A 10,820-nucleotide genomic window follows, 5' to 3' on the forward strand; every position below is an offset into this window, starting at 1 on the left:
CTCAGCTCACCGTCGAACACTTTCCCGCAGAAACAGGCTCTGCAGGCCCGGCGTCATCTGTCTGTTCAGGGGCATTATTCACAACAAACTCAGACATTCCGGACAGACGTAACACCACGTTTTCAGCCTGAGCAATTGCCTCCGTGGGCCAGGTGGTAAGCACTTCCTGCTCAATCTGCGTAATGGCTTCATTCATGGACGGCAGCTTTGTTTTCTGCGGATGGTTATGCCACAGAGACATCGCCACCAGAAACGCCCCGCCTCTGATAAGATCCTCTACAGACACCTGCAGGTTGCCACTGGATTCAGCCTTTTTTTCCTGCTCTTTCAACCAGGCAAGATGCTCAATACGCTGCAGGGCTGACAGTTCAGAAAGCGTGACGGTCACGCCGTTATGTTCAAATGATTCGGTTTTCAGGAACATCGCTGACTCTCCGGATTAGCTGTCGGTGACGTTGATTTCTGCAACCGCAGCAAACTCACCATTACCGGATACGACCGGAATGTTGACCTTGCCTGCAGCAACGCCCTTCACGGTGATGGTCATACCACTGACCGACACGGTGGCTTTTGTTTTATCCGCTGACACCGCACGGAAGCTCTTGTCGGTTGCGCCTTCCGGCTGGAATGCCACGGTCAGCGTGGTGCTCTGCCCTTTCACTACGGAAGCACTGGCTGGCGTTACCGTCATGCCGGTTGCCGCTGTTACCGTGCTGCGATCTTCTGCCATTGACGGACGGCCCACATTGGTGACCTTCACCGTACGGGTGATCACTTCCTTCGCCGTCACCGCCTTACCGATACTGCTGACCCAGCCACGGAACACATCGACCGTGCCGTTCGGGAAGCGGATTTTATAGGCACGGGTATCACCTTCATTAAACCACGCCAGCAGCGCCTGCTGCCCCTGCTCTCCGGGCATCCACGCCAGCGTGAAGCTGGTATCTCCGGCGGATTTCTGCCCCTGCCCGGTCGCGGTCCAGTCCGCATCTTCATCATCGAGATAACTGTCGTCATAGGACTCAGCGGTCAGTTCGCCGGGCGTCAGGTCTTTAACTTTTGCCAGACGCGACCAGTCAACGTCTGAAAGCGGGTTCGCATAAGGGTCGCCGCTCCCGTTATAAACCCACAGGGTGGTTCCGGCACCTTTCACCGGTATTGCTGGATTTGGTACAGGCATAGCGTCCTCACATTTCATAGGTAATGACATAAGTCAGATCGGCAGAACTCCACAGGCCCGCATCATCGTCGCGCCGGTAGTCATAGCCACTGGCCACCATACTGGTGATCAAATCTGACAGTGCCGGGATATCGCTCATCACCGGATAAATCCGGCTTTCCATCCACTGATCAAGCTCTGAATCCGGTACCTGTGCCGGTAAAAACACCTCAATATGCAGCGTGGCCCGCCAGGTATCTGCATCCAGCTCTTCACCGGTATACTCTGCATCCGTCAGATAAACCGCGATCGCAGGAAAATCCTCTTCGTCAAAAACAACGGGGCGACCATCAAACAGCGTCGCCCCGTGTTCATGCTGCTCGAGTGCATCCAGCACTGCGGCACGAATGTCAGTGTGTTTCATCGTTTTATTGCAATCCTCAGTTGTTGTTTCAGCGCGGATGCCAGTTCTTTAGGCAGGCGTTCACGCCGGATACGGTCAACATTCTCATCAAATGCCTGTTTCAGTGGGGCCGCCATCGGGATTTTCACCACATCAATGGGGTAACGGTTTTTCCCGGCCACACGCTGCATGACATGCCAGCGACCATTTTTTAATCGCTGAATAAATGCCCGCTGATACCGATGCTGACCGGCTTTAAGTATGCTGTTCGGGCGACGCCCCGGCATCCTGATCCCCAGCTTAATCACAGGGAGATCACCGCGGTTAACGATAATTCTGGCATTCGGATTTCTGACCGTCGCCCGTTTCAGTCTGGACCGTTCCTTAACCAGTTTCCGGCGAACCTTTGTCTCCCGGGCAACCTGTGATGAAGACTGATTAATCGCCGTTGTGGCCACGCGGTTAATGGCCATTGCTGAAGCCGCCGGAATGGCGTTTTTACGAACCCGGCTCAGATTGTCAATCGCCTGATCAAGCCCTTTTATCGCCATAATTTCACCCTGCGTTTATCGTCGCCGGTTAACTGCGGGTGGTTGACCACGGTTGAGCCAGAGATAACAGCTGCCCCCGTCATCCGGAGAAACACGATCCACCCAGAATATCTCACCATTAATGGTCAGCGTGTCACCACGCCGCACGGCACGAACCGTATCCGTCCGCACAAATAATGACGGGCTGCTTCCTTCAATACGGACCCCGCCACCGGCAAACCCCAGCGACTCCGGATCGTCAAAAACCCCCTGAACTTCGCTGCCACACTGTGCCCCCGAGGTGAACTGCGCACAGAGCCCCATCACTTCAACAATCGTGCTGTCCACCCCGGCGAGGGCAGCATCAAAGGCATTCTGAAAATCACGCATGCTCAGCCGTTCCGTGCTGTATCATGGCTGTCGCCAGTGGTGATGGCACCAGAACACGCATGCCCCGGTACGTCAGTTCAACGGGACGGCCTGTCTCCGGGCAATACCCCATCACATGCAGGCATTTCCGCACACGGACCGCTTTAACATCATCCGTAGCATCAGTGTTGTGCAACTGCTCACCATCGTCTGTGTGATTTTGCTCAGGCCCGCTCTCATCACCAGGCATAATGCCCTCCCGGGAAGCAGCAAGCTCCTCTTCCCACTCAGACACACGTTGCGCAATATCCGCAGCACTCCCCGACATATCCGCCTCGCGCCCCAGCAGGCCAGCCAGTTGACGAAGACGTTTCTGATTTTCTTCTTTTGTTGCCATATCAGCCCCCTGTGAAAAAAGACACGGGGGCATTTCGCCCCCGCTCACGGATTATTTCACCTGCACCACCACAAACTCATCCGGATCCGGCAGCACCATCAGCGGTGCGGACTGCGTCATGGTAAATTCACGGGCCGGATCGCCCACGGTCAGCCAGTGTTTCGGGTAACGGGAAGAAGCCACCACACCTTCGGACAACGCCTGCGCATCCTGAATGGCACCGTAACAACGGATCCCATCTGCAGCCGTATTTCCCAGGACCAGCGTGCCCTCCGGCAGATAACGTTTTTCGGTACCGTCCTCTGCCACATAAGACGTTTTCGCCACCACAATGGCCAGATCGCCGTAATACCCTTTGAAAGACACCACCGCCCCCAGGTCTTTCACTGCCGTTTCGAGTTGTGAATTTGAGCCGCGACGGGTATCCAGTTTTTCGCGGAACAGCTTAAAACCATTCAGCAGACGCCAGACAGTACCGTCCATAATGGCAATATTCACAAGACCGCTGGCCTGATCGCAGTAGAGGTCAATATCATGCGTCGGATCAAACGTATCACGGTCCTGCTCAGACCATTTTTTACCGTCGGCCTGCTCAATGTTATTTCCTTCAGAGCGTCCAAAATCCACCTCGACAGTATCAAACTGATCCCCTTCCATGGTGTATTTGCCATACAGCACGGCATTCACCGCCTGCATTTCTTCCACCTGGACAATGGCATGCTCTTCCTGTTTGAGGTTATCGGTGATGATACGCAGACGACGGTAGGCCGGGTCGTTCAGTTGAGCCGGATCTTCACCGGGAAGACGCTCAACCGCCTGCTGGTAATTAAATTCGTGTTTCGGCTTGACGTAGCCCGGACGTAACACGCGGGTTTCACCACCGCGATGACGCAGCACTTTTCCTTCAACAACCGGGGAGACATAGGCCGCCACCGGCGTTTTTCCGGTAATTTTGTCCAGCATCACCTCTTCGGTATGGAAATTCACCGTACGGCGGAAAAACAGCTCCAGAAACAGCGCACGAAATTTCACTTTTTGTTCGGTATAACCGAGTAACTGGCGGGTCGTAAACAATCCCATAAATCAGTTCCTTTCATTCAGAAATCAGTCAGGCCACCGCGGTGGCCTGATAACGTGTTACGGCAGCGCCGCGTGACTCAGGGCACTGCCGGCAAAGGCATTTGCCTTTTTGTGTTCATCCACACTGTCAGGCCAGCGGATTGCCTCCGTCGCAAAGGTCCCCGACTTGTAATACGTCAGTACCGTCTCTGTGCCTTCAAGCGGCAGTACCAGTATGCCAACCGCACTATCGGCTTTCTGTCCGTCCCAGACCACCAGTTTCCCGGTAGCTTCATCCAGCATCAGGGGCGTCAGTGCCGGTGTTGCCGAGGAAATCCCGCTGCTGCCTGTGGCGGTATGAGCCGGATCATTACCGGCAAAAATACGTACTTCCGCACGCTGTTCAGTGATGGTTTTCGTTACCATATTGTAAAAACCTCCTGTTGATGGTCAGCACTGACTTCATGGCATAGCCATGAGCATTTTCACGTCCGCATCACCGTCTGCTGACGTCTGTGGCACGCCACCCTGTACCGCTGCCGGTGAATGGTTCGCCATGATGCGTTCAAACAGGGCGGTTGTGGATGCAGAGACCGGTTCTGCCTTACCTGATCCCGCAGCCAGCACAGCCCGGGCGCTCTCCACAGTCATTCCCGGGCAGGCAGCCAGCTGTTCAGCCTGCGCCTCAGCCCCTTTTGCCTCATCCAGTGCCATGATCTGATCACGGAGTGAGGGTCCGGCATCCGCCTGCGGTGAAGCAGCCAGGATCGGGCGGGCTTTTTCCACCGTCATCTCCGGCATCGCCGCCAGCGTTGCCGCCAGTTGTTCACGACCGTTCGCTTCTTCACACGCCATAATGCGATCGGCTTCACTCTGCGTGGATGCCACCGGCTGCTGCGGTGCCGCCGCGGCCAGAATCGCCCGGGCCTGTTCAACGCTCATGCCCTGTTGTCCTGCCAGCATCGTGGCAAGCTGTTCACGTCCTTTCGCTTCCTGGCATGTCAGGATCCCCATCACTCGCTGGTTCTCCTGCGCGGCGGCTTCCGTTGCAGTTAATTGCGGCATAGTGCCTCCTCTGACATTACTGTTCAGCGCCGTGGCCATCACACTGATGGCATCCGACGCATTGACTAATTCATCCGCCAGCCCGGCATCAATGCCGGACTGACCTTCAAAAACGGCGGCCTCTGTTCCCGTGACGGCATCAACAGACAGACCGGTAAACATGGCCACTTTTTCGGCAAACATCCGGCGCGCCGCATCAATGCGCTGCTGCATGTCCTGGCGAACCTCTGCCGGTAAGGCTTCAAACTGATTGCCATCCACCTTGTGCGCCCCTGAGTAAATCAGCGTGATATCCACACCGGCCTGCGCCAGATGACCGGCATAGCTGACATGGCTCATCATCACGCCAATGGAGCCGATACGGGATGTCTGGGTAACCAGCCGTCGGGAGCAGGCCGACGCCAGCAGCATGGCTGCAGAACAGGCCGTGTCATTGCACAGTGCCCAGACCGGCTTCTGCTGACGGAGGCGGTAAATCATGTCAGCGCAGTCAAACGCGCCGGCGGCCTGCCCGCCCGGACTGTCAATGTCCAGCAGTACGCCCCGCACCTGGCTATCCGCCATTGCCTGCTGAAGACAGGCGACAATGCCGTCATAGCCTGTCATTCCGGAAAATGGCCGCATACCCCCCAGCCGGTGCACCAGCGTGCCGGTCACCGGCAGTACAGCAATACCGTTCACCACCCGGTAAACACGGGCCGGTCGTTTACCTCCGGCCATGTACTCGTCCGTTTCAGCCAGCATTCCGGGAGCATCAAACTGTACCTGCTGTTGTGGTACCGAAAGACTTGCTGCCCCCATCTCGCGCCCGAGCGCGCAAAAGAAAACCCGCGCATAGGCGGGCTCCAGAAGCAGCGGTTCATTGAATGCTGCGGCAATAATGTGTGAAAGATTACGTCTCACGGGGTGTTGTCTCCTCTTCCGGCCTGCGACTCTCCGCTATCTGCTGCTGATACGCCTGCGCTATCCACACCGGACGTGAGAGTCCGGCTTTTTGCCGCTCTGCAGATTCCCTGACCTGCTGGCGGAAAATGTCCTGATAATCCTCGCCCATCAGCGCCAGCTCTTTCTCATACGTGCTCAGTCCGGCCTCAATGCGCATCACCGATTCCTGAACCTCCTTGAGCCCGTCAATGGCCATTCTTCCGGCACCAATCCACTCTGCCCGTGACCAGGCTGATCGCGCCTGATAAAAATCAAAACGCGCCCGTGGCGGACGGATAATCCCCCGAAGAAGTGCCTCTTCCAGCCAGCAGGAAAACATCTGCGTGGCCAGCCGGGCCGCAATAAATTTTCGCCGCCCCATAAAATAGCGCCACGACTCATTGGCAGAGGCCCTGGCACTTGAATAACTGACCTTCGAGTAATCACGGGACAACTGTTCGTAGGAAACGCCAAGACCGGCGGCGATATACCGCAGCAGCGCCTGTTCAAGCGCCGAAAATCCATTGTCTGAATCCTGCGCAGTCTGTAGTTTCAGATCATCCCCGGGGAAAAGGTGCGGAATTTTGACACCACCCAGCGTCACGTTATTCGTGTCATACCAGCTGGAGAACTTCTCCAGAATATTAATAAGCGGATTATCCTTCTGCCCCTGCGGCGCACCGGCGATATATTCAAAGGCCTTTTCGGTATCAAGGTCACTTTCAATCGTCGCTGCATACATTGCCTTCACAATGGCCGACTGAAGCTGTGTTGCCTGCAGGGAATCGAGCATCTTCAGCCGTTCCATGACGCTGTAAAACTGGTTGGCCCCACGGGTCTGCCCGTCCTCCACCGGCTCGAAAATATGCAGCATGGCCGGACGCCCGGTGGGAAGTTCACGCGGGATCCGTTCCCATCGTCCACTCCCGGAGCGAGGAAAATCATCCTCACAGATATGGTACGCAACGGCACGGCCATATCGATCGACCTCCACCCCGGCCCGCAGAAAACGGTTCCCCATACCGTGTCCTGGCGTGTCCACCCGTTTCGGACTCACGGCTTTAAAACGCGTACGGAATAACTGCGTGGTTTCCGTATCCCAGACCGGCTGCACAAAGATTTCGCCGTTAAACGCATGAACGCCCACACCTTCACGGATAAATTCCGTGAACGTGCGTTTTCCTTCCACGTCGATCTCGCCAGACATCCCTTCGGCGTATTCCGACCAGGCCGCCTCCACCTCATCGACAAAGCTTTTTGCTGCGGTCTCCCGCATCCCCAGCCAGCGCCAGTTCGGACGGTAGCTGATAAGAAACATATGCCCGACAATGTGATCCTTATGCAGTGCCACCGCATTGGCCGCTATTCCGTTATTGCGCACCAGATCATCTGCCCGGGCATTCCCCAGACGCAACGCGGGCAGCAGGGCCGCATCGGCACTCTGCGCCGGTGGCAACCACTCCGCCATTTGCCCGCCAAATCCTGCACCGCCCCCGTTGTAGCTGAGACTCTCACGAAGCGGAACGCCGTTCACATCAATCAGGACAGGCGTTCGTTTCATAACCTCACTCCCAGCGGACGACGGCGACGCCGGGTTGTCCCCAGTACCGACTCCGCATCATTGATCGCCCGGTTAAGCTCATCCAGAGAAGCCGCCGTATATTCAATTCTGCGACCATCTTTCTGGACAGACACCACCCGTTTACCGGTTAATAAATCAAGGCGCGCCTGACGCAGCGCCTGCAGTTCAGCGACTGTAACCATTCACTCCTCCGGACAGCTTCGCTGCCAGTTCTTTCAGGGTTGGCCGGGTCGTCTCTTCTTCCCGGGATTTTGCCAGTACAGCCAGATCAAGCTGCCAGCGTTGCACGGACACACGTAATGCCGCGTAGGCATACACCAGGCAGTCCAGCGCTTCGTTACGCCGCTTTTTGTTATCCCACAGCAGACGCATCTTTCCTTTTTCCCACTTCTCCACCAGCTCTTCCGCCACCAGTTGCTGCGCCTCTGTCTGCGAAAAAATCTCCGGATCATCAGGAAAACGGATGGCATACGACGTGGCTTCATCCGCAGGCGAGGGATCGGCTTTCATACGGGCATAGAGAATTTCTTTTGCGGTGTCCGTTCCCACTTCACACAGATACACGCCCCGCTGATTGCGGGTTTTTGGCATGGTGATCACCGGCTTGCCATAGACAGATGCGCCTTTTACCGGCAGCACCCGGAAAACACCGTGTTTTTTTGATCTCTGATAAACAATTTCACCATCGATCCCCCCGGTGTCCCAGCAGACACGGGAAATAGTCATTTCGGTGCCATCCGCATGGCGGTATTTTTTGTTGATCGCCGCATCCACACGTAACAGCGTCTCTTCCTCATCAGGACGCCCCATAATGATGATTTTATCCACCAGAAAGGCTTCCTCTCCCGGAGCCCATCCCCAGACATACATCTCAAAACGGTTTCGCTGCGAGTCAATGCCCGCCGTCAGATAAACCACCCGGGCAGGCACCGCCGCCGTGTAACGCACCACCTTATCCATCAGTACCTGGTGATCGAGTTTTTCGCCCACGGCTTCTTCCCAGGTCTCGCCCAGCGTGGTGTTCACAAAGGTTTTCAGGCCGTTGGGATCTTTCAGTGCATCCAGCCAGTCATAGACAATCTGTACCCAGGTGGTGAACGGACTGTACGCCGTCCAGATATGGAACATGATGGAGCGCGGCGGCGGAATTTCATCACCCCGGGCGCTGAAAAACGTCAGACCGTCACGGGTCCACATGCCCGTGTTTTCACAGATCCACCGCCCGTTGCTCTGGTCAAGCTCAGACTGATGGATCACGCAGCCATGATGTTCACAGAGGTAGAAAACACTTTCAGGGCTGTCCTTCTCCCATTTAAGCCCAAAAGGCGTGGACTCATCGCCAAATTTCAGATACTGCTCCTCCCCACAGTGCGGGCAGGGCACATAAAAACGCATAAAATGCGCCGACTCGTTAGCGGCTTTTTCGATCTGGCAGGTGCCTTTGATTTTAGGCGTCGAGCCGCGAATGGATTTTGGCCACACCGACCCCTCAATACGCTTATCCCCCAGCAGGGTTGGCGAGCCCTCTTTTTCGACATCCGGCTCGAACGAGGAAAGTTCGTCATAGCAGACCACGTCCACGGATTTTTCACGGTAGTTTTTGGCGGCAGCGCCGCCCAGGCACCAGAAACCGACGCCCGATGAAAAGCGTTTCAGCGTGAGAGTATTGTCACGATGTTTACGACCCAGCCATGGGGAAAGGTCTTTCAGGCATGGCACGTTCCGAATCGTCGCCTCCACGTGAGACTTCATAAAATCTTCAGCGGCAGAATCCGTGGGCTGAAAAAGCAGACTGTTTCGGGATTTATGCTCAATAAAATACCCGACCACCCCCAGCAACATCTTTGTATAGCCAACACGGGCAGATTTAATCAGGTTAACCGTGCGAACCTGGTCGTTACCCATACAGTTCATAATGGCGATCTGGAATGGCAGCGTTTTCCATTCTCCCTCACCATATGAAGATTCTTTAGGCAGATAATAATTTTGATCAGCCCATTCAACTGCCGTCATTGGTACAACCCTGACCAGAGGCTGCAGCGCAACCGAAACGGCAGCCATCATATTATTCAGTTGTTGCTCTGATATATTCATCGAGTAAATCCGGTAATTTATCCCCTGCCCGCGCACACTGATTTGCCCCCTTAGCAATAAGGGTTTTCAGATGGTCAAGATGGCGCGGTGTTAAATCAGGAAACTGTCGCTGCATGGATAAAGGGATGGAATCAAGCGTACTGGATAACGCCATTGCCAGCTTACTGAGGGCAAAAATACAGAACCCGGTGTCAATAAGTTTTCCTTTTGACACCTCATTTTTTAACTGCTGTGTAACAGCCTGTTCTGCTGTCAGTTCCCATCTGGCAATAAGCAATTTCTCCTCATAGTCGTCTTCGCTATCGCCATCAGGCACATCGTTTTTACTTCTCCTCAGATACGATATGTAAAAATCGCGCCAGGCATCCAGATCCAGTTGCCCTCGCTTATTCGATATCGGGGCACCCGGCAATTTCTGCAATCTGCGAAGCTGGCGATCGGTCAGACTTAAATGCCTGGCAACTTCAGTCTGCGTAGCCACTCCTCACCTCGCAAAAACTCTCACCTCACAATCACAACAAAACCGGTCATGTCCGGTTTACATGTCTGTTTTTTGTTCATGTCCGGTTCACAGAAGACCTGTTTTTATATTTTTCATATAGTTAACTTGAAGAGAAACCGGACATGGATCCCGGAAAATTTTCATAAATAGCGAAAACCCGCGAGGTCGCCGCCCCGTAACCTGTCGGATCGCCGGAAAGGACCCGCAAAATGATAATAATTATCATCTACATGTCACAACGTGCATCTACGCCATCAAACCACGTCAAATAATCAATTATGACGCAGGTATCGTATTAATTGATCTGCGTCAACTTAACGTAAAAACAACTTCAGACAATACAAATCAGCGACACTGAATACGGGGCAACCTCATGTCAACGAAGAACAGAACCCGCAGAACAACAACCCGCAACATCCGCTTTCCTAACCAAATGATTGAACAAATTAACATCGCTCTTGAGCAAAAAGGGTCCGGGAATTTCTCAGCCTGGGTCATTGAAGCCTGCCGTCGGAGACTAACGTCAGAAAAGAGAGCATATACATCAATCCAAAGTGATGATGGATGAACATCCCGGTTTCTTCCACCATCGCACCGGAAAAGCGACTATGAGGGTAACCCTGCGTCTGTCAGCACAGTAAAACCCGGTGTGCATCGTTTTTGATTATTCCCGCACACTCACGCAGAAGGAATTCCCCGTCGGGCTACGGTCATGGTTAATGCGGGAATACGGCGA

At 54.6% G+C, this 10,820-nt stretch carries 14 protein-coding genes; 1 reads left to right on the forward strand and 13 read right to left on the reverse strand.

Annotated features, from left to right (window positions below):
- Position 1: 1 nt before the first annotated feature.
- From gpG to HEN33_RS22910, 13 genes are read right to left on the reverse strand one after another with little or no spacing between them, the layout of a single operon-like run.
- Positions 2–424 carry a phage tail assembly chaperone G gene (gene gpG / locus HEN33_RS22850; RefSeq protein ID WP_000479179.1) on the reverse strand — a complete coding sequence of 141 codons (423 nt, stop codon included), beginning with the start codon at positions 422–424 and terminating at the stop codon, positions 2–4.
- A 15-nt stretch (positions 425–439) separates the two neighbouring features.
- Entirely contained in the window at positions 440–1,180 is a 741-nt protein-coding gene (locus tag HEN33_RS22855; RefSeq protein ID WP_176263227.1) for a phage tail protein, read from the reverse strand.
- Positions 1,181–1,187: 7 nt separating this feature from the next.
- Entirely contained in the window at positions 1,188–1,583 is a 396-nt protein-coding gene (locus HEN33_RS22860) for a phage minor tail U family protein (RefSeq protein ID WP_059259619.1), read from the reverse strand.
- Entirely contained in the window at positions 1,580–2,113 is a 534-nt protein-coding gene (locus HEN33_RS22865) for a phage tail protein (RefSeq protein WP_000974985.1), read from the reverse strand. The genes HEN33_RS22860 and HEN33_RS22865 overlap by 4 nt, the downstream gene beginning before the upstream one ends.
- Positions 2,114–2,128: 15 nt before the next feature.
- Positions 2,129–2,482 carry a head-tail joining protein gene (locus HEN33_RS22870; protein WP_001204554.1) on the reverse strand — a complete coding sequence of 118 codons (354 nt, stop codon included), beginning with the start codon at positions 2,480–2,482 and terminating at the stop codon, positions 2,129–2,131.
- Positions 2,475–2,858, reverse strand: a complete 384-nt coding sequence (gene gpFI, locus HEN33_RS22875) for a DNA-packaging protein FI (protein WP_000201512.1) — start codon at positions 2,856–2,858, stop codon at positions 2,475–2,477. The genes HEN33_RS22870 and gpFI overlap by 8 nt, the downstream gene beginning before the upstream one ends.
- Positions 2,859–2,909: 51 nt before the next feature.
- Complete coding sequence (locus tag HEN33_RS22880; RefSeq protein ID WP_000522623.1) at positions 2,910–3,938, reverse strand: major capsid protein; 1,029 nt, start codon at positions 3,936–3,938, stop codon at positions 2,910–2,912.
- Positions 3,939–3,995: 57 nt separating this feature from the next.
- Positions 3,996–4,343, reverse strand: coding sequence for a head decoration protein (locus HEN33_RS22885; protein WP_176263228.1), 348 nt, complete (start codon positions 4,341–4,343; stop codon positions 3,996–3,998).
- Between the two features lie 36 nt (positions 4,344–4,379).
- Entirely contained in the window at positions 4,380–5,885 is a 1,506-nt protein-coding gene (locus HEN33_RS22890) for a S49 family peptidase (RefSeq protein WP_001253908.1), read from the reverse strand.
- Positions 5,875–7,467 carry a phage portal protein gene (locus HEN33_RS22895; RefSeq protein ID WP_000831794.1) on the reverse strand — a complete coding sequence of 531 codons (1,593 nt, stop codon included), beginning with the start codon at positions 7,465–7,467 and terminating at the stop codon, positions 5,875–5,877. The genes HEN33_RS22890 and HEN33_RS22895 overlap by 11 nt, the downstream gene beginning before the upstream one ends.
- On the reverse strand, positions 7,464–7,670 hold the full coding sequence (locus HEN33_RS22900; RefSeq protein ID WP_000259002.1) for a phage head-tail joining protein: 207 nt from the start codon (positions 7,668–7,670) through the stop codon (positions 7,464–7,466). Before HEN33_RS22900 ends, HEN33_RS22895 begins: the two co-directional genes overlap by 4 nt.
- Entirely contained in the window at positions 7,654–9,582 is a 1,929-nt protein-coding gene (locus tag HEN33_RS22905) for a phage terminase large subunit family protein (RefSeq protein ID WP_040092826.1), read from the reverse strand. The genes HEN33_RS22900 and HEN33_RS22905 overlap by 17 nt, the downstream gene beginning before the upstream one ends.
- Complete coding sequence (locus HEN33_RS22910) at positions 9,554–10,063, reverse strand: terminase small subunit (RefSeq protein WP_000235436.1); 510 nt, start codon at positions 10,061–10,063, stop codon at positions 9,554–9,556. Before HEN33_RS22910 ends, HEN33_RS22905 begins: the two co-directional genes overlap by 29 nt.
- Positions 10,064–10,457: 394 nt before the next feature.
- On the opposite strand from HEN33_RS22910, the gene HEN33_RS22915 reads away from it, so the two are divergent.
- On the forward strand, positions 10,458–10,652 hold the full coding sequence (locus HEN33_RS22915) for a YlcI/YnfO family protein (protein ID WP_001307652.1): 195 nt from the start codon (positions 10,458–10,460) through the stop codon (positions 10,650–10,652).
- The last annotated feature ends 168 nt before the right edge of the window (positions 10,653–10,820 follow it).

The sequence above is a fragment of the Escherichia sp. 94.0001 genome (assembly GCF_013369155.2).
Classification (GTDB): Bacteria; Pseudomonadota; Gammaproteobacteria; order Enterobacterales; family Enterobacteriaceae; genus Escherichia; species Escherichia coli_F.